Here is a 19,497-nt window from a genome sequence, read left to right on the forward strand (position 1 = left end):
AAATCAGATTCAAGTTGAATAAATTGGAATTAAAGTATATAATAGCTTTATAAACGGCATGGAAAATACAATATACATATTGTTTATACAATCTGATAATAATCACATCAAGAGTTAACATAAAGATCAGACAATTAAAAAGAAGGAGAGCATTATGAAAACAAAAATCGAAGTGCAGTTTCAGGAACGTAATGTGGATGTAAAAGACACAGAGAAACTTGTTAAAGAAGATTTAAAAGCAAGTGGTGTTAAAATGAACACAATTGCAAACTTAGATATTTACTATCAACCTGCGCAAGGTGATATCTATTACGTTGCAACAACAAAAGACGGCAAAGAGATCAGTAACGAAGAAGCATTAAAGATCGAAGAATAAACTACATATTCATAATACATGCCAAAAAATTAAATTCTAATTATAAAAGTAAAAACCATTTAATAAATCTTGCAAAGACGAATTTGCGGATGATTCTATTAAGTGGTTTTTATTTTTTAATTTTTGGAGATACTAAATGAAATACAGACATTTAACACGTGCTTGACAAGCAGACAAAGCTTCTATATTCTATTATGAGGAAATGAAAAGAACAGGAGAAAAAGATTGAATGATTTAAATATTAACTGGAAAGATTTTTATAAAAATGTATTTTCACTGGTTGTTCCGATGGCATTACAAAATCTGATCAATGTCGGTGTTACTGCAGCCGATGTTGTAATGCTTGGAAAAGTCAGTGAAAAAGTATTATCAGGAGCTTCCCTTGCAGGTCAGATTCAGTATATCATGGTATTGTTCTTATTTGGATTGACGTCAGGTGCAACTGTTCTTACCGCGCAATACTGGGGAAAAGGTGATAAAACAACGATTGAAAAGATTCTTGCCTTAGGGATCAGATCCGCAGTGATCGTAACGGCAATTTTTACAGTGGCAGCCTTTGCAATTCCAGCATCCCTAATGAGAATCTTTACAAATGATCCACAGGTGATCGCAGAAGGAGTCAAATATTTAAGAATTGTAGCATGCTCTTATATTATCATGGGAATTACCAATGTATACTTATATGTTATGAGAAGCATTGAACGAGTGATCGTAGCGACAGTCGTCTATCTTGTATCATTTTTATGTAATGTGATCTTTAATGCAATTTTTATTTTTGGATTATTCGGATTTCCAGCATTAGGAATCCGAGGAGCAGCCATTGCAACATTGATCGCAAGGATCGTAGAATTGATTTTGGTCTGTGGTTATGCAAAGATTTATAATAAAGATGTAAAATTCAGAGTTCATTATTTTCTACATCAGGACAAATTGTTAGTGAAAGACTTTTTAGTCTATTCCCTGCCAGTTGTTTTAAATGAAGTGATGTGGGGACTTGGAACATCAGCAAATACAGCTGTTCTTGGACATATGGGTAGTTCTGCAGTTGCAGCCAATTCTGTGGCACAGGTGGCAAGACAGTTAGCAACCGTCGTATCCTTTGGATTATCCAGTGCAACAGCAATCTATCTTGGTAAGACGATCGGAGAGAAGAAATTTGATCATGCCAGAGCTTATGCGAAACGATTTATTATTTTAAGTGTGGTTATGGGAGTAATTGGCGGGGCATTGATCTTAATTGCTTCCCCAGTTGTGATTTCTTTCTTATCACTAAGTGCAGCTGCAAGATATTATCTGAAGATGATGTTTTATGTGATGTCTTATTTTGTGATCGCACAGGCATTTAATACAACAATGGTTGTTGGAATCTTCCGCTCTGGAGGCGATACAAAGTTTGGCCTGATCATGGATGTATCAACGATGTGGGGATGCTCCATTTTGTTAGGTGCATTGGCAGCATTTGTATTTCATTGGAGTGTACCGGCAGTTTATGTCTTATTGATGAGTGATGAATTGATCAAAGTGCCGATCACATCGATCAGGTATCGTAGTTTTAAATGGTTAAAAGATGTGACAAGAGATAACGTTTAAGAGGTATTGAAAGAGATATTTAAGGGAGGAAAATTTCTATGGAAACAGAAGTAAAATTAACGAAACTTGCCCAGTGTGCAGGATGTGGGGCAAAGGTCGGAGCTGGAACTCTGGCAAAGTTATTAGATGGAATTCCAACAAGATCGGATGAACGATTACTGGTTGGATTCGACAAAAGTGATGATGCTTCTGTCTATAAAATTGATGATAATACAGCACTTGTTCAGACTCTGGATTTCTTTCCACCGATCGTTGATGATCCGGAAATGTTTGGGGAAATCGCAGCGGTCAATGCAATCAGTGATATCTATGCGATGGGAGCTGATCCCAAATTGGCTTTAAATATCATGTGTGTCACAAAAGATATGCCAAAGGACAGTATACAGGCAATTTTACGCGGGGGTTATAAGAAAGCATATGAAGCAGGAGTGATCATCACAGGTGGTCATACAATTCATGATCAGGAACCAAAGTATGGTTTATCCGTTTCAGGATTTGTGCATCCAAAGAAATTTCTGACAAACAGTGGTGCAAAACCTGGAGATGTCTTGATTCTTACGAAACCATTAGGAGTCGGGATTCTAACAACATCCGCCAAAGCAGAATTTATCGATCAGAAAGTGATGGATAAGATTTATGATCAGATGAGACAATTAAATAAATATGCCAGAGATATCATGGTAAAATACGCTGTTCACAGTTGTACGGATGTGACTGGATTTGGTTTGCTCGGACATGGGTATGAGATGGCACAGGGAAGTAATGTGACGATCCATTTTATGACAAAAGAGATTCCATATCACAAAGAAGCATTAGAGATGGCAGATCTTGGAATGATCCCGGAAGGAGCCTATCGAAACCGCAAATATGCAAGTGCAGGAGTCTCAAAAGCAAAAGAAATCAAGAGGGCCATGGAAGATATTTTATACGATCCACAGACATCCGGAGGACTGATGATCGCAGTCGATGAAAAAGATGCAAAAAATTTATTAAAAGATTTACAGAATACGATCCCATGTGCTAAAATAATTGGGTATGTAGAAGATAAAGAAGAGAAATCAATTATATTAGAATAGAACATAAAACAGACAGGAAGGATCTTAAGATGAAGAAAGATTGTCCTGTCTGATTTTGAGCAATCGTTATTCTCATTTGAGAATAACGACAGGAGAGAAGAATGAAAGATCAATTTCAAAGAACGATTGATTATGCCAGAATATCGATCACGGACCGCTGCAATCTATATTGTACCTACTGCCGCCCAGATCATGAGGAAAAGTTATCTCATAAGGATATTTTAAGATATGAAGAAATCCTAAGATTATGTAAGATTCTTACTAAGCTTGGAATTGACAAATTTAAGATCACAGGTGGAGAACCATTGGTACGAAAAGGCTGCGCAGATTTTATTTATGAATTAAAAAAGATGAATAAGGTAAGTAAAGTTACATTAACAACAAATGCAATTTTTTTATCAAGAGATTTGGATAAATTAACAGAAGCAGGAATTGACGGGATCAACGTAAGTCTTGATTTTATGGATTGTGAAAAATATAAAAATATCACAGGATATGATGGCTATGAAAAGGTTATGAAAGCTATCAAAGAAGCAGCTTATATGGGATTGAACGTAAAGATCAATACCGTACTGACAGAACAGACAACGATGGAGGATATCCAGAAATTTATAGACTATATAAAATATCATAAAATTTGTATCCGATTCATCGAACAAATGCCACTTGGAAACAAACAGATCACATCATCTTTGTCACGAGATGAGATCAGAAAGAATCTAAAAGATCAAGGAATTAGATTTCATAAAGTAGAACAAAAAATCGGAAATGGTCCGGCAGTTTATGAAACAATGGAAGGTTATAAAGGAATGATCGGATGGATCGAAGCATTGCATGGAAAGTTTTGTGACAGATGCAATCGTATTCGCCTGACATCGACTGGAGGAGTTAAACCATGTCTTTATTACCAAGAAGCAGGGAATATCAGAAAACTATTAAGAAATGGAAGTTCTGACGAAGAAATCAAAAAGGTGTTAGAAGAGATCATTTACAAAAAACCACAGGCACATCATTTTGAAGACAAGCCGTCAGACAGTAAGATGTATACAATTGGAGGATAATATCAATGGGAGAATTTTCACATTTTGACCAGCATGGAAATGCAGTCATGGTCGATGTAACAGAAAAAAAAGAAACAACAAGAACTGCGATCGCACAGGGAAAGATCAAAGTCAATGATGAAATCTTTGCGAAAGTCAAAGAAGGAAGTATGGCAAAAGGAGATGTCTTAGGAACTGCAAGGATCGCAGGGATCATGGCAGCAAAGAAGACATTTGAACTGATCCCGATGTGCCATCTTCTGATGCTTACAAAGTGTAAAGTTGACTTTGAAATGTTAGAAGAGACCAAAGAGATCAAAGCGGTCTGCCTTGTTAAAACAACAGGAAAAACAGGGGTTGAGATGGAAGCTTTGACAGGAGTCCAGGTTGCCTTATTAACGATTTATGATATGTGTAAGGCAATCGATAAACATATGGTCATGTCAGATATTCATTTAGTGGAAAAAACAGGTGGAAAGAGTGGTGATTTTACATGGAAGGAATCATAAAAGCGGTTTGTATCAGTGAAAAACGTGGAACGGTAAAGAAAAATATCAATGAAGTGAAAGTGATCAAAGACTTTGGATTAGAAGGAGATGCACATGCAGGGAAATGGCACCGACAGGTCAGTTTTTTAAGTGCGGATATCGTAGATGAATTCAATGAAAAAGGAGCATCTGTGATCGAAGGTGATTTTGGAGAAAATGTGCTTGTTTATGGGATTGATTTTAAGAAATTACCAGTTGGAACAAAATTGATCTGTAATGATGTAAAGTTTGAAGTTACTCAGATTGGAAAAGAGTGCCACAGTCACTGTGAGATTTACAAACGTGTGGGAGACTGCATTATGCCAAGAGAAGGAATTTTTGCAAAAGTGTTAGAAGGTGGAATGATCAAAGTTGGAGATAAGATTAAAGTTATTTATCCAGACAAAGATATGCCATATCAGGCTGCAGTCATCACATTAAGTGATAAAGGATCCAGAGGAGAACGAGTAGACACAAGTGGTCCAAAAGCAAGTGAGATTTTAAGAGAACATGGATTTGAGATCATAGAAGAAATCCTTCTTCCAGATGAGATGGCACAGATCAAAAAAGAATTGATCCGTTTAAGTGACAGTCGTCAGGTTGATCTGATCATTACAACTGGAGGAACAGGACTTTCCCCAAGAGATTGTACACCAGAAGCAACTTTAGCCGTGGCTGACAGAAATGTACCTGGAATCGCAGAGGCAATCCGTGCAGGGTCTATGACGATCACAAAACGAGCCATGTTATCAAGAGGGGTCAGTGTCATAAGAAAGAAAACACTGATCATCAATCTTCCGGGTAGCAAAAAGGCAGTCGAAGAGGGTCTTTCCTTTATTATTGACCAGCTGCCACACGGATTAGATACATTAAGAGGAAATACACAGGATTGTGGAAGAAACTAAGAGAGGAGATAATCTATGGATACATCACCGATCATTATATCGATGAAAACAGCAATCGTTGCCATTGTATTTACATTTATTCTAGGATTGTTTGCTGCTCGATGGATCTTATATCGTAAATCTGAAGCGGCAAAGATCTTCTGGGATGGAATTTTTACGATGCCGTTAGTATTACCGCCAACGGTTGCAGGATTTTTCCTGCTTGTATTTTTTGGCTCTTACGGTCCAGTCGGAAAGCTGTTTGAAGATTATCTAGGGATCAGGATCGCATTTTCATGGGGAGCGACGATCCTTGCGGCAGTTGTGATGTCATTTCCGCTAATGTATCGTTCGGCAAGAGGTGCCTTAGAACAGATTGACGATGATCTGATCTTTGCGGCAAGAACACTTGGAATGAGTGAGTGGTGCATTTTTTTTAAGGTTATGATCCCAAATGCATTACCAGGGATCATTTCCGGTGGAGTACTTGCATTTGCCAGAGGACTCGGAGAATTTGGAGCGACAGCAATGATCGCTGGAAATATTCCGGGAAGAACAAGAACACTGCCACTTGCGGTATATTCTGAAGTCGCAGCAGGAAATATGGACGCAGCATATCAGTATGTTTTAGTGATCGTAGTCATTTGTTTTGCAATTGTAGCAGCTATGAATATTTATCTGATCATGGAAAAGAAAAAGCAGGAAGCCTAAGGAGAGATTTATGAGTCTTGAAGTAAAGATCAAAAAGAAATTAAAAGAGTTTACGTTAGAGTCAGAACTTCATGTAGAAACAGGATGTACAGGACTTATGGGGCCTTCTGGAAGTGGAAAAAGCATTACATTGAAATGCATTGCAGGAGTGCAGACAGCCGATAGTGGAAGGATTATACTAGATGGAAGAGTTCTTTATGATTCTGAAAAGAAAATCAATCTTTCACCACAAAAGAGAAAGATTGGATATTTATTTCAGGGATATGCATTGTTTCCCAATATGACAATTGAAGAAAACATCAAAACAGGATTAAAAGCCAAAAAGCTTCCGAAAGATGAAATCAAACAAAAGGCAAATGATATGATGAAACGATTTCATATTGAAGAATTAGCAAAAAGATATCCAAGACAAATTTCAGGTGGACAAAAACAGAGAACAGCATTAGCCAGAATGCTTGCCTGTGAACCAGAAGTCATTTTGATGGATGAGCCATTTTCAGCGTTGGACGAATACTTAAGAGAACAGATGCAAGATGAACTTTCTAATATGCTTACAATGTTAAACAAACCAGCGATCTTAGTGAGTCACAGCAGTAAGGAAGTAGAAAATCTATGTGACAAAAAATATCATATTCAAAGAGGGCATCTGAAAGAAGTCGCATTATAAAATAGGGTAACGATAAAATTTTACACAATATTATTAAGAAAGTGAGGAAGTTACAAATGAAAAAGAGACTTTTAGCTGTGCTATTAGCAGGAGCTATGGTTCTTTCCATAACAGCGTGTGGAAGCAGCAAAGACAGCTCTAAATCCACAACAGAGGCAGCAAAGAAAGAAGAGACAACAACGATTACACTTGCAGCTGCAGCCAGCCTTGAAAAATGTTATACAGAAAAATTAATTCCAATGTTTGAAAAAGAAAACAAAGGAATTAAAGTAGAAGGAAGCTATGATAGTTCAGGAAAATTACAGAGCCAGATCGAAAACGGAATGGCAGCCGATGTATTTATGTCAGCAGCAACGCAGCAAATGAATAACCTTGTCAAAGAAAAATATATCAGCAAAGGTGATGTTGTAGAATTATTAGAAAACAAAGTTGTGCTGATCGTACCTAAAAAAGGGAATGCAAAAGTTTCGTCCTTTCAAGATATCACAAAAGCTGATACAATTGCATTAGGAGATCCTAAGAGTGTTCCAGCGGGAGCTTATGCACAGGAAATCTTTACGAACTTAAAGAATTGGAATGATGTGAAGAAAAAAGCAAGCTTTGGAACAAACGTAACAGAAGTATTAAACTGGGTAGCAAAAGGAAGTGCCGAGTGTGGTATTGTATATGCAACAGATGCAGCAAGCAGCAAAGATGTAAAAGTTTTAACAGAAGCACCAGCAGATTCATTAAAAACACCAGTGATTTATCCAGTTGCAGCATTAAAGAAAAGCAAAAATAAAGATGCAGCAGATAAATTCGTAAAATTCTTACAGAGTGAAAAAGCATTAAAGGTTTTCAAATCTTATGGATTTACAATCAATAAATAAGAAGTAGAAGGTGAAAAACAATGAAATTAGTGGATACAAAAGATGCTGTGGGAACTGTGTTATGCCACGATATCACACAGATCATCAAAGGCGTTACTAAAGACGCAAGATTCAGGAAAGGTCATGTCGTCAAAGAAGAAGACATTCCAGTGTTGTTATCCCTTGGAAAAGATCATTTATATGTCTGGGAAGCTGGAGACGATATGCTTCATGAAAATGATGCAGCCAGGATTCTTTGCGATCTGTGCAAGAATGAAGGTATGAAAGAGTCTGAAGTCAAGGAGGGTAAGATTGAACTATCTGCCGAATACGATGGGCTCTTAAAAATAGACAAAGAAAAATTATTTACGGTAAACTCCTTTGGACAGATGATGATCGCAACAAGATCTGGGAATACTCCAGTTAAAGCGGGCGATAAACTGGCAGGTACAAGAATCATTCCACTGGTCATTGAAAAAGATAAGATGCAGGAAGTCAAAGACAGGGTTGGAGATACGCCAATTCTGTCTCTTCTACCTTATAAAAAGAAAAAAGCCGTGATCTTAGCCACAGGAAATGAAGTATATTATCATAGAATCGAAGATACATTTACCCCGGTTGTAGTAGAAAAGATCAAAGAATACGGCGCTGAAGTGACCAGTACAAAACAATTACCAGATGACAATGAACTTTTAACAAAAACAATTTTAGAAGCAATCGAAAATGGAGCAGAAATGGTATTATGCACGGGAGGAATGAGTGTCGATCCAGACGACAAAACACCACTCGCGATCAAAAATACAGGAGCAGATATCATATCTTACGGAGCACCAGTTTTGCCAGGAGCAATGTTTTTACTTGCTTATTACAAGAAAGGTGATAAAATGATTCCGATCATGGGACTTCCTGGATGTGTGATGTATTCAAAAAGAACCATATTTGATATTGTTCTGCCAAGAATCATGGCAGATGACAAAGTAAGCGCAGAAGAACTTGCACATCTTGGAGAAGGCGGATTATGTCTTAACTGTAAAGTCTGTACTTATCCAAACTGTGGATTTGGAAAAGGATGGTAGAGATGGAATCGTATATACCAAAACATTTTGACTTCAGAGTCAGAGTTTTTATGGAGGAACCTGACTTTGGAAAAGGAGTTGCACAGTTATTATCATTAACAAGAGAGAAAGGTTCTTTATCTGCAGCATATAAATCTATGGGAATGGCAGCAAGCAAAGCATGGAAGATCTTAAAGCGTGCAGAGGCAGATCTTGGAGTGAAATTGGTTGAGAGAAGATCCGGTGGAAAACAAGGTGGCGGTTCTAATTTGACTCCTGAGGGGGAAGATATTTTAAAACGTTATGAGAAATTTCACAAAGAAGTAGCCGAAGCTGCAAAAGAATCTTTTTTAAAAAATTTTGGTGATCTAGGAGAGTAGAAGTAAACGATGAGAAAAAAAGAATTAAAAACAGTCATCACATTTGAGACAACCACACAGGCCATCGGTATGGAAAGTGCCTGCAAAGAATATCAGATTGAGGGACGATTGATCCCCGTACCAAAAGAGATCACAGCAGGATGCGGAATGGCATGGATGACCCCTTTAGAAAATGAAGAATCTGTGGTACAATTTATGTCAGAACATGAAATCATTCCACAAGGGGTATTTCAAGTAGAAATTTAAATTGGAGGATAATTAGATATGAAACAGATTGACGAAAGAGGAAACGCTTGTCCAATTCCTGTCGTACACACAAAGAAAGCATTAGAATCCATGAATGGAGAGACAAAGTTAGTTGTCCTGGTAGACAATGAGCCAGCCGTTCAGAACGTCACAAGATTTGCAGAAGGTAAAAACTGTGAAGTCAAAAGTGAGAAGATTTCAGACAATGAATTTAAGATTGAGATCATGGTAGAAAATTATACACCAGCAGATGAGGAAGAAGAGATTGTTTGCGCACCATCTGCAAAAGATGATTTTATCATTGTTGTATCATCGAACGAGATGGGACAGGGAGAAAAAGCCCTTGGACAGACATTGATCAAAGCATTCTTATTTGCGGTAACAAAACAGGACAAACTTCCATCTAAGATGCTGTTTTATAATTCAGGGGCATACCTTACATGCGAAGGTTCTGATTCTTTAGAAGACTTAAAAACATTAGAAGCAGAGGGTGTAGAAATCTATACTTGTGGAACATGCTTAAACTTTTATGAAGTTACAGAGAAATTAGCTGTTGGTTCCATCACAAATATGTATGATATCGTAGAAATGATGGAAAAAGCAGGAAAAGTGATCAAACCTTAAGGAATATCTATGGAAGATTTAGTTATTGTAAGAGGCGGTGGAGATATCGCCACGGGGACAATTTATAAATTAGTAAAAAGTGGATTCCATGTATTGATCCTTGAGATCACACATCCATCTGCAATCCGCAGAAATGTTGCATTTTCAGAAGCAGTATACGAAGGAAAATGGCAGGTCGAAGATATGACCTGCTATCTTGCAAATGATATGAAAGAAGCAAAACAGATCATGCAAACAGGCAGTCCAGCAGTAATGATTGATCCAAAAGGAGAGATGATCGAGAAACTAAAACCAATTGCCGTTGTTGACGCAATTCTTGCGAAGAAAAATCTTGGAACAACAAGAGATATGGCACCGATCACGATCGCGCTTGGACCTGGATTTACAGCAGGAAAAGATGTTGACGTTGTCGTTGAGACAATGCGTGGGCATAGACTTGGAAGGATCATGAAAGAAGGCAATGCAATTCCGAATACGGGAATTCCAGGAGTGATCAAAGGGTTTGGAAAAGAACGGGTGATCCATTCTCCAGCCGAAGGAATTTTAAGAAATATCTGTCATATCACAGATATGGTAACCAAAGGTCAGATACTAGCAAAGATTGAGACACCAGACGGTGAGATCATTGATGTACCTGCAAGTATGGATGGATTATTGCGAGGTTTAATTCGTGATGGTTATCCAGTGACAAAGGGATTTAAGATTGCAGATATCGATCCAAGAGCAGAAGAATATGATAACTGTTTTACGATTTCAGATAAAGCCAGATGCATTGCAGGTGGTGTATTAGAAGCATTATTATATTTGAAAAATAATCTTACTGCAGATCAGAAAATAGAAGATTCAAAATCAATCTATGCGGACTATGCAGCAACACATATCACAAAACCAGATTGTGTTAAAGATGCAATGATTCATGCATTGTCACTTGGAAATAGTGGAAGAGGTGTTAACGAAAGTTCGTTAGATGCTGCAAGAAAGATTTATGAAGTCCGTACAAAAGTTGATCAGTTTTTTGATGGCTATGGTCCAGAACAAGTTGTATTTACCAGTGGAATTACAGAAAGTTTAAACACGGTGATCAAAGGTTACTTAAACAAAGGAGATCATGTGATCACAACTTTCATGGAACATAACAGTGTTCTCCGCCCATTATATGAGATGGAGCAGCAAGGAGTTCGTTTAACGATCACTTCACCAGATGTTGATCATATCGAACAGGCAATTTATGAAGATACGAAAATGGTTGTGATGATACAAGCATCTAATGTAACAGGTGAAGTATTTGATATCAGAAGCGTTGGGAAACTATGTAAAGAAAAAGGAATCCTATTTGTTGTAGATACAGCGCAAAGTGCAGGAGTTATTCCGATTTCTATGAAAGAAGATTATATCGATGTTCTATGTTTTACTGGACATAAAGGACTGATGGGACCGCAGGGAATTGGTGGAATCTGCATTAGAAAAGGTGTAAAGATCCATCCATTAAAAACAGGTGGAACAGGAATCTTATCATTTTCAAAAACACAGCCAGAAGCATTGCCACAGGCATTGGAAGCTGGAACATTAAATGGCATTGGAATCGCAGGGCTTGGAGCAGCGATTGATCATATCAATACTTATGGAATCAATAAGATACGAAAACAGGAAAAAAATCTGATTGAAACATTTTATAAGAAAATGAAGGAAATCAAAGGAATTAAGACATATCATGAGAATCCTTTGGATTTCACAAAACAGACAGCTATTTGTTCGATCAATCTGGAAGAATATGATTCTGGAAGTGTCAGTGATGAACTAATGGAACGTTTTCATATTCAGACGAGATCAGGAGCTCACTGTGCACCATTAGTACATGAACATTTTGGTACGGTAGAACAGGGAATGGTAAGATTCAGCTTTGGACATGAGACAACTATCGAAGAAATTAACCAGATTATTCATGCAGTCAAGATTCTGGCAGAAGAATAAGAGGAAAAAATGATGATCATTGCAGTTGTAGGTTCCGGTGGAAAAACAACAAGAATTCATAAATTAGCAAAATATTATAGAAGCCTTGGAAAGAAAGTCTTTGTCACTACAACAACACATATGAAAAAAGAACCAGAAACAGTTATTCCAACATATGCGAAGGATCTTTTGAATCCCTTAAATGAGAATGGCTATTGTATGGCAGGAACACTGACAACAGCCAAAGGCGCACCAATACAAAAGATCGGAACATTACCAAAAGATCTTTATGATCTGGTGGTCAAAAAAGCAGATATCACATTGATAGAAGCAGATGGTTCCAGAGGGATGCCTGCAAAGATTCCCGCAGATTATGAACCAGTGATTCCTGAAAATGTCGATGAGATTCATATTGTGATCGGAATGTCAGCATTGGGGAAAACAGCCAAAGAAGTAGTCCATCGCCTTTGCCTGGCTGACGACGATTTAGAAATTAAAGAAGATACGATCATTACACCATTGCATTTACAAAAATTACTGAAGAAAGGATATCTAGAACCATTGAGAGAACAACATAACGATACAAAAATCAAAGTATATCCAGGACAGGCAGATACCTTATATCAAAGAGTGATCGCCCGATTCTTACAGGAAGAAAAAGATGTTACACAGATCAAAGAAGACTGGTTTAAGATTCAACCGAAACTGGTCATTTTCGGGGCAGGACATGTAGCAATCCAGTTGCTTCAGATTGCAAAATTTTTAGATTTCTATACGATTATGATTGATGATAGAGAGGAATTTGCAGATCCGGAGAAGCTTCCACAAGCAGATGAGGTTTATTGCAGGGATTTTCATAATATAGAAGATATTTTGCCAGAACAGGATAACGTATTTTATGTCGTTGTCACACGAGGACACGCAAATGACAGATTATGTGCAGAAACTGTTTTAAGAAGATCATATCTTTATCTTGGAATGATCGGAAGCAAGGGAAAAGTAGCAAAAACTTTTGAGACGATGAAAGAAGAAGGATACAGCAAAGAACAGATCAGCACGATCTATGCACCAATCGGATTAAAAATCGGAGCAAGAACCCCAGAAGAGATCGCGATCAGTATCGCAGCAGAGATGGTTGAGATCAAGAATCAAGAAACAGAAAGTACGATGAGCAAAGAACTTTTTGAAACAAAAGAATCTGGAGTCTTATGTATTATCACAAAGAAATTCGGTTCATCTCCACGAGGTGTTGGAAGTATGATGCTTGTTACAAAAGATGGAATTATTGGAAGTATCGGTGGTGGGAACTTGGAAAAGACAGTTATGGAAGAAGCTATGTCAATCAAAGAAATCATAAAGAAAGAATATGATCTTTCCAATGCCAAGAGTGCAACGCTTGGTATGATCTGTGGTGGTAAAAATGAAATACTATATGTTCCTGTGGAATAGTAAGATATATTACTAGTAAAATTAGCAATAACTGTAGAGTGGTATTTTGTACTTTGTCTACAGTTATTTTTGCTATATAATAGTATAGCAAAACTTAAAAAGGAGTACATAAATGGGAAAATACAATTTTGATGAAGTGATTGACAGACATGGAACAGACTGTCTAAAATATGATTTTGGAATGAAGAGAAAAGGAAGAGATGATTTACTTCCATTATGGGTAGCAGATATGGATTTTCGTCTGCCAGATGAGATTCTTGATGAATTCCACAAAAGAATCGATCATGGAATTTTTGGATATACAGATCCGTTGGATGACTATTTTGATGCGATGAATCACTGGTTTTCCACACGATATGGATATACGATCGATTCAGAATGGGTAACACTTGGTGCAGGAATCGTTTACGCACTAGGAACAAGTGTCAGAGCATTTACCGAAGAAGGCGATACAATGATGGTAATGCAGCCAGTTTACTATCCATTCAGTGAAGTTATCAAAAATGATGGAAGAAAACTGGTAAACTGCCAGCTTCGTTATGAAAACAATCATTATTCCATCGATTTTGAAAAAATGGAACAGATGATCAAAGAAGAAAATGTAAAAGCACTGATCTTCTGTAATCCGCACAACCCAGTCGGAAGAGTCTGGACAAGAGAAGAGATGGAACAAGTGGCAGAAATCTGTCTTAAATACAATGTAGTCTGGATGGTCGATGAGATGCACTGTGATTTCATTTTCCCTGGACATGAGTTTACAAGCTGTATGAATCTGGATGAAAAATATCGCGAGATCATTGCACTTTACAGTTCTCCAGGAAAGACATTTAATGTTGCAGGATTACAGCCAGCCAATATCATTATTCCAAATGAAGAATTAAGAAAAAAATATCAGTGGGCCAATACACAGGCAGCTTACAGTCAGGGAAGCTTAATGGGACAGTTAGCTGTAAAAGTATGCTATACAAAAGGTGCAGAATGGGTTGATGAGCTGGTAGAATATATCTATGAAAATGTGCAATATATGAGTAAGTTTGTAAAAGAAAACTTCCCAAAGGCTACAATGGTACAACCAGAAGGAACTTATCTTGTATGGGTTGATTTTTCTGGATATGGATTTAGTAATGAAGAATTAGAACACTTGATGTTAGAAGAAGCAAAATTATGGCTGGATTCAGGAATTATCTTTGGACCAGAGACAGCACAGTTTGAGCGTTTCAATGTTGCGTGTCCACGAGTGACAGTAAAGCAGGCGTTGACACAATTAAAAGATGCTTTGGATAAACATTTGGCAAAGAAATAAAATGGATATGTGATAGAAAAAAGAATGTGAGGAAAAAATAAGAGATGGATAAACAAAAGAAAAATCTAGGAGCAGTGGCTTTTCTTCCACTGATCGTATTTTTGGTATGTTATGTGGGATGCGGGATTACATTTACTTTGATGGAAGTCGATGATCCATTTGGAAAATTTCCACGTCATGTTGCACTTTTAGCAGGTTGTGCAGTGGCATTGCTTTTAAATCGTGGAATGAATGTACCAGATAAATTAAATATTATGACAACGAACATGGGAAATTCAGGGGTTATGATGATCGTTTTAATTTATCTGATGGCAGGTGGATTTCAAGGAGCAGCAGCGGCAATGGGAGGAAAAGATTCTGTTGTCAATTTATGCCTTCATGTGATTCCAGTAACATTTCTGATTCCAGGAGTGTTTTTAATGTGCTGTTTTATCTCTACATCGATAGGAACATCCATGGGAACGATTGCAGCAATGGCACCGATCGCGATCAATGTGGCACAGGGAGCACACTTAAATGTTGCGATCGTTGGTGCAGCAGTGATCGGAGGTTCTTATTTTGGAGATAACCTTTCTATGATTTCAGATACAACAATTTCGGCGGCAGAAGGATGCGGTTCTGAGATGAAAGATAAGTTTAAGATGAACTTCTTTATCGCACTGCCAGCTGCGATCGTGGCAATGATCCTTTATTCAGTCATCGGCGGTACTGGAAGTGGAGCGATCAAGGCAGGAAGCTATAATATCATAGAAGTTCTTCCTTATCTTATCGTTCTTGGAGCAGCATTGATGGGAATTAACGTTGCGGTTGTACTTTTTGTTGGAATCCTTTCTGCAGGAATTATCGGACTGTGTGTTGGAAGTTGCGGATTCTTTGACTGGATTCAGGCAATTGGAAATGGTATGAGTGATATGTTCAGTATCAGTATGGTTGCAATTTTAGTATCTGGTATTATTGGACTTGTCCGTGAATATGGCGGTGTTGAATGGCTGGTAGAAGCAATCAGTGATAAGATCAAGAGCAGACGTGGTGCAGAATACGGAATCGGTCTAATGTCCGGAATCCTTTCTGCAGCAATGGTCAATAATACGATCGCCATTATTGTAACATGTCCGATCGCAAAAGAAATCGGTGCAAAATATAAGATCGCACCAAAAAGACTTGCCAGTCTGGTAGATATCTTTGCCTGCGCATTTATCTCATTAATGCCACATGACGGAGGAATGCTGATGATCACAGCACTTGCCAATGTTTCTCCACTTAGTGTGCTGAAATATTCATTTTATATGTTCGGACTGATTATTGCTACTTGTGTGACGATACAGTTTGGATTGATGGATGGGAAAAATTAAGTTGAAAATACAGTAGTGCGTCGAGTATAAATAGACACAGAAATATAGATAGGAGTACGAAAAACGAATTCCATTGACGGCTTTTTTGCAGGTCGCTGATTCGCAAACTTTCCTTCGGTAACTCATCCGCTACGCGGATTCAAACAACCGACCAAGTTTGCTGCGAACCTGAAAAAAGCCTATGGAATTCTATCATTTCGTACTCCTATCTATATTTCTGTGTCTATTTATACCTGAAGATACGTGTTTTTCAAGATCATAATCAACATATCATCCCTGGTTCCAATCTACGAGCAGATCATAGATCAGATCAAAACAATGATCCGTAAGGGAGACCTAAAGCAAAATGACCAGCTGCCATCGGTTCGTGCATTGTCAAAGGAATTAAAGATCAGTGTCTTAACGGTAAAGAAAGCTTACAATGAACTAGAAAGAGAAGGCTTTACAGTAACAGTTCATGGAAAAGGAAGCTATGTGACAGCAGCAAACACAGAGTTGATGATGGAAGAACAGAGAAAAGAAGTAGAACAAGACTTAGAACAGGCAATCTTTCTTCCATTTCAATTAAAATACGAAGGAGAGATATGAAAATCCAATTCCCATCAGTAGTCATTCATACCTACAGCTTACCAATAAACAAAATTTAAATATATAAAAAATAGATTGTTTCCCTTGGACCATATGAGCTCGTCGGCACTTAATGAGCAGTGACGATTTATCGTCGCTGTCGAATTTAGTGCCCGCTACGTGCGAATCTGAACGAGAGTGAGTCCAAGGGAAACAATCTATTTTTTATATATTTCGACAAATTTTATTTATTCGTAAGTTTTTTATTTATTCGGAATCAATACAATATCTTCCCCAGCTTTTCTTCTCTGATATAATTCAGCAGTCGCTGTAAGCAGTACATCAGAAGAAGAGTTTAAGCAAGTTTCAACAGAATCCTGTACAACTCCGATGATGAATCCAACACCAACAACCTGCATAGCAATCTCATTTGAGATACCAAATAAAGAACATGCAAGAGGGATTAACAGTAAAGATCCACCGGCAACACCAGAAGCACCACATGCAGAAACTGCAGATAAGACACTTAAGATGATCGCTGTAGGAATATCAACGGAAATTCCCATTGTATGTGCAGCTGCAAGCGTCATAACTGTGATCGTGATCGCTGCGCCATCCATGTTGATCGTAGAACCAAGAGGGATAGATACAGAATAGTTATCCTCATTTAATCCAAGTTCCTCACAAAGAGCCATATTCATAGGAATATTGGCAGCAGAACTTCTAGTAAAGAATGCTGTTAAACCACTTTCTTTTAAACATTTTAAGATCAGTGGGTATGGGTTTTTGCGAAGTAAGCCAAATACTATGATTGGATTCGTCACAAATACAGTAAATAACATACATCCAACTAATAAAGCTAATAATTTACCATAATCAGTAAAGATACTTAAACCATTTGTAGATACTGTGTTATATACAAGACCAAGAATACCGAATGGAGCACAGTTGATGATCCAGTGTACAGCTTTTGTAACTGCCGCAGAGATATCGTGAAGCGCTTTCTTTGTTCCAGGAGTTGCAGCTTTTAATGCAAGTCCAAAAACGACAGCCCATGCAAGGATACCGATGTAGTTTGCATTTACAAGGGAATCAACAGGGTTTGATACGATGTTCATTAATAAATTCTTTAATACTTCTAAAACACCGGTTGGAGGAGCAGCTTCGGATGTAGCAGCTTTTCCAAGACGTAATGTAACTGGGAAGAGAAAACTTCCGCATACTGCAACAACGGCACCGATAAATGTTGTTACCATATAAAGGATGATAACGATACGCATATTTTTTGCACCGTTGCTCTTAGAGTTTGCTAAAGAAGCAATAACAAGTACAAATACAAGAATTGGGGCCACAGCACGAAGGGCACCAACGAATAAATCTCCAAGTAAAACAAGTCCAGTTGCTTTTGGAGCAGCGATACCAAGAATAGCACCAATGATCAGACCGATTAAGATTCTTACGATCAGACTTAAGCTATTCCATTTTTGTAATAGGTTTTTCATTTTAAAATTTCCTTCTTTCCTTATTTTTGTATTTTCAAGATGTTTTATGTCATATTTTCTTGAAAATAAAGAATCAATCTTGTCCATTATATGTGCTTTTTACTCTGGAGTCAATAGAAAATGTCTTTTTTACAAAAATAAATGTCTTTCTGATACGGACACACAGAGAATCTTTTCACAATGAAATATTGACACTTTAAGCATTTAATTTTACAATAAAACATAAGAGTATAGATTGTAAGAAAAGAGATACAAGATCTATACGGAAAGCGGAAAAGGAGAAGACAATGAAACAGGTTATATTAACAGGAGACAGACCAACAGGACGACTGCATGTTGGACATTACGTAGGGTCATTAAAAGAACGAGTAAGATTGCAGAATTCCGGTAAATTTGACGAGATTTATATTATGATTGCTGATGCTCAGGCATTGACAGATAACGCAGAACATCCAGAGAAAGTAAGACAGAATATCATGCAGGTAGCACTTGATTATCTTGCATGTGGACTAGATCCAGAGAAAGTTAATATCTTTATCCAGTCTATGGTGCCAGAACTTACAGAATTATCTTTTTATTATATGAACTTAGTAACAGTTGCTAGAGTACAGAGAAACCCAACAGTGAAAACAGAGATCAAGCAGAAGAACTTTGAAGCAAGTATCCCAGTTGGATTTTTCACATATCCGATCAGCCAGGCTGCAGATATCACAGCATTTAGGGCAACGGTTGTACCAGCTGGAGAAGACCAGATGCCAATGGTAGAACAGTGTAAAGAAATCGTGCATAAATTTAATTCTGTATATGGAGAAACACTGACAGATCCACAGATCGTGCTTCCGGATAATAAAGCATGTTTAAGACTTCCAGGTATTGACGGAAAGGCAAAGATGAGTAAATCTCTTGGAAACTGTATTTACTTATCAGACGAACCAAACGAGATTAAGAAGAAAGTTATGTCTATGTTTACAGATCCAAACCATTTAAGAGTGGAAGATCCAGGACAGGTAGAGGGAAATCCGGTATTTATCTATTTAGATGCATTTTGTAAACCAGAATATTTTGATGAATTCTTACCGGACTACAAAAATTTAGATGAATTAAAAGCTCACTATCAGCGTGGAGGACTTGGAGACGTGAAAGTGAAGAAGTTCTTAAATAAAGTACTTCAGGCAGAATTAGAACCAATCCGTGAGAGAAGAAAGATGTGGGAAGCAAAACTTCCAGAAGTTGCGGAAATTCTTCAGCAAGGAACCAAAGTTGCAAGAGCGAAGGCACAGGATACAATGAAAGATGTGCGTCATGCAATGAGAATCGATTATTTTAATGAGGAAGGATTATTTTAATTAA

20 protein-coding genes and 1 pseudogene are annotated in these 19,497 nt (G+C 37.6%); 20 read left to right on the plus strand and 1 reads right to left on the minus strand.

Going from position 1 to position 19,497, the window contains the following annotated elements:
• Positions 1-133 precede the first annotated feature (133 nt).
• The 19 genes and pseudogenes from OCV53_RS05465 to OCV53_RS05555 all read left to right on the plus strand — a co-directional run bounded on the left by OCV53_RS05465 (position 134) and on the right by OCV53_RS05555 (position 16,666).
• Positions 134-376, plus strand: a complete 243-nt coding sequence (locus OCV53_RS05465; RefSeq protein WP_262568599.1) for a DUF6465 family protein — start codon at positions 134-136, stop codon at positions 374-376.
• Between the two features lie 225 nt (positions 377-601).
• The gene (locus OCV53_RS05470; protein WP_022375685.1) at positions 602-1,966 is read left to right on the plus strand and encodes an MATE family efflux transporter; all 1,365 of its coding nucleotides are present in this window, start codon (positions 602-604) and stop codon (positions 1,964-1,966) included.
• 38 nt (positions 1,967-2,004) lie between these two features.
• The gene (selD, locus tag OCV53_RS05475; protein ID WP_055196977.1) at positions 2,005-3,042 is read left to right on the plus strand and encodes a selenide, water dikinase SelD; all 1,038 of its coding nucleotides are present in this window, start codon (positions 2,005-2,007) and stop codon (positions 3,040-3,042) included.
• Between the two features lie 101 nt (positions 3,043-3,143).
• Positions 3,144-4,103 carry a GTP 3',8-cyclase MoaA gene (moaA, locus tag OCV53_RS05480; protein ID WP_022375683.1) on the plus strand — a complete coding sequence of 320 codons (960 nt, stop codon included), beginning with the start codon at positions 3,144-3,146 and terminating at the stop codon, positions 4,101-4,103.
• A 5-nt stretch (positions 4,104-4,108) separates the two neighbouring features.
• Entirely contained in the window at positions 4,109-4,591 is a 483-nt protein-coding gene (moaC, locus tag OCV53_RS05485) for a cyclic pyranopterin monophosphate synthase MoaC (RefSeq protein ID WP_022375682.1), read from the plus strand.
• Positions 4,576-5,514, plus strand: a complete 939-nt coding sequence (locus OCV53_RS05490) for an MOSC domain-containing protein (RefSeq protein ID WP_055196979.1) — start codon at positions 4,576-4,578, stop codon at positions 5,512-5,514. Before moaC ends, OCV53_RS05490 begins: the two co-directional genes overlap by 16 nt.
• Positions 5,515-5,529: 15 nt before the next feature.
• Positions 5,530-6,204 (plus strand): molybdate ABC transporter permease subunit, encoded by a 675-nt coding sequence (modB, locus tag OCV53_RS05495; RefSeq protein WP_022375680.1) that lies wholly within the window; start codon positions 5,530-5,532, stop codon positions 6,202-6,204.
• 10 nt (positions 6,205-6,214) lie between these two features.
• The gene (locus OCV53_RS05500) at positions 6,215-6,871 is read left to right on the plus strand and encodes a sulfate/molybdate ABC transporter ATP-binding protein (RefSeq protein ID WP_055196981.1); all 657 of its coding nucleotides are present in this window, start codon (positions 6,215-6,217) and stop codon (positions 6,869-6,871) included.
• A gap of 56 nt (positions 6,872-6,927) precedes the next feature.
• A complete protein-coding gene (modA, locus tag OCV53_RS05505; RefSeq protein ID WP_055196983.1) occupies positions 6,928-7,740 on the plus strand; it encodes a molybdate ABC transporter substrate-binding protein in 813 nt (270 codons plus the stop codon).
• 20 nt (positions 7,741-7,760) lie between these two features.
• Positions 7,761-8,795: a molybdopterin-binding protein gene (locus OCV53_RS05510; protein WP_055196984.1), complete on the plus strand. Its 1,035-nt coding sequence runs from the start codon at positions 7,761-7,763 to the stop codon at positions 8,793-8,795.
• A gap of 2 nt (positions 8,796-8,797) precedes the next feature.
• Positions 8,798-9,154, plus strand: coding sequence for a winged helix-turn-helix domain-containing protein (locus OCV53_RS05515; RefSeq protein WP_055196985.1), 357 nt, complete (start codon positions 8,798-8,800; stop codon positions 9,152-9,154).
• Between the two features lie 9 nt (positions 9,155-9,163).
• On the plus strand, positions 9,164-9,400 hold the full coding sequence (locus OCV53_RS05520; RefSeq protein ID WP_055196986.1) for a putative Se/S carrier protein: 237 nt from the start codon (positions 9,164-9,166) through the stop codon (positions 9,398-9,400).
• A gap of 18 nt (positions 9,401-9,418) precedes the next feature.
• On the plus strand, positions 9,419-10,024 hold the full coding sequence (yedF, locus tag OCV53_RS05525) for a sulfurtransferase-like selenium metabolism protein YedF (RefSeq protein ID WP_022375674.1): 606 nt from the start codon (positions 9,419-9,421) through the stop codon (positions 10,022-10,024).
• Positions 10,025-10,033: 9 nt separating this feature from the next.
• Positions 10,034-10,834 (plus strand): annotated as a pseudogene (yqeB, locus tag OCV53_RS12415) (selenium-dependent molybdenum cofactor biosynthesis protein YqeB); the annotation flags it as partial.
• A 42-nt stretch (positions 10,835-10,876) separates the two neighbouring features.
• On the plus strand, positions 10,877-11,995 hold the full coding sequence (locus tag OCV53_RS12420) for an aminotransferase class V-fold PLP-dependent enzyme (RefSeq protein WP_262568600.1): 1,119 nt from the start codon (positions 10,877-10,879) through the stop codon (positions 11,993-11,995).
• 9 nt (positions 11,996-12,004) lie between these two features.
• Positions 12,005-13,423: a selenium cofactor biosynthesis protein YqeC gene (gene yqeC, locus OCV53_RS05540; RefSeq protein ID WP_242852126.1), complete on the plus strand. Its 1,419-nt coding sequence runs from the start codon at positions 12,005-12,007 to the stop codon at positions 13,421-13,423.
• Positions 13,424-13,535: 112 nt separating this feature from the next.
• Positions 13,536-14,726 carry a MalY/PatB family protein gene (locus OCV53_RS05545; RefSeq protein WP_022375671.1) on the plus strand — a complete coding sequence of 397 codons (1,191 nt, stop codon included), beginning with the start codon at positions 13,536-13,538 and terminating at the stop codon, positions 14,724-14,726.
• 44 nt (positions 14,727-14,770) lie between these two features.
• Positions 14,771-16,078, plus strand: a complete 1,308-nt coding sequence (locus tag OCV53_RS05550; protein ID WP_055196990.1) for a Na+/H+ antiporter NhaC family protein — start codon at positions 14,771-14,773, stop codon at positions 16,076-16,078.
• Between the two features lie 243 nt (positions 16,079-16,321).
• Entirely contained in the window at positions 16,322-16,666 is a 345-nt protein-coding gene (locus tag OCV53_RS05555) for a GntR family transcriptional regulator (protein WP_055196992.1), read from the plus strand.
• Between the two features lie 242 nt (positions 16,667-16,908).
• On the opposite strand, the gene sstT is transcribed toward OCV53_RS05555, so the two are convergent.
• Positions 16,909-18,147, minus strand: coding sequence for a serine/threonine transporter SstT (sstT, locus tag OCV53_RS05560; RefSeq protein WP_022374184.1), 1,239 nt, complete (start codon positions 18,145-18,147; stop codon positions 16,909-16,911).
• Positions 18,148-18,434: 287 nt separating this feature from the next.
• Between sstT and trpS the strand changes: the two genes are divergently transcribed.
• Positions 18,435-19,493, plus strand: a complete 1,059-nt coding sequence (gene trpS / locus OCV53_RS05565; RefSeq protein WP_022374185.1) for a tryptophan--tRNA ligase — start codon at positions 18,435-18,437, stop codon at positions 19,491-19,493.
• Positions 19,494-19,497: the final 4 nt, after the last annotated feature.

This window comes from Anaerostipes amylophilus (genome assembly GCF_025567365.1).
In the GTDB taxonomy this organism is placed as follows: domain Bacteria; phylum Bacillota; class Clostridia; order Lachnospirales; family Lachnospiraceae; genus Anaerostipes; species Anaerostipes amylophilus.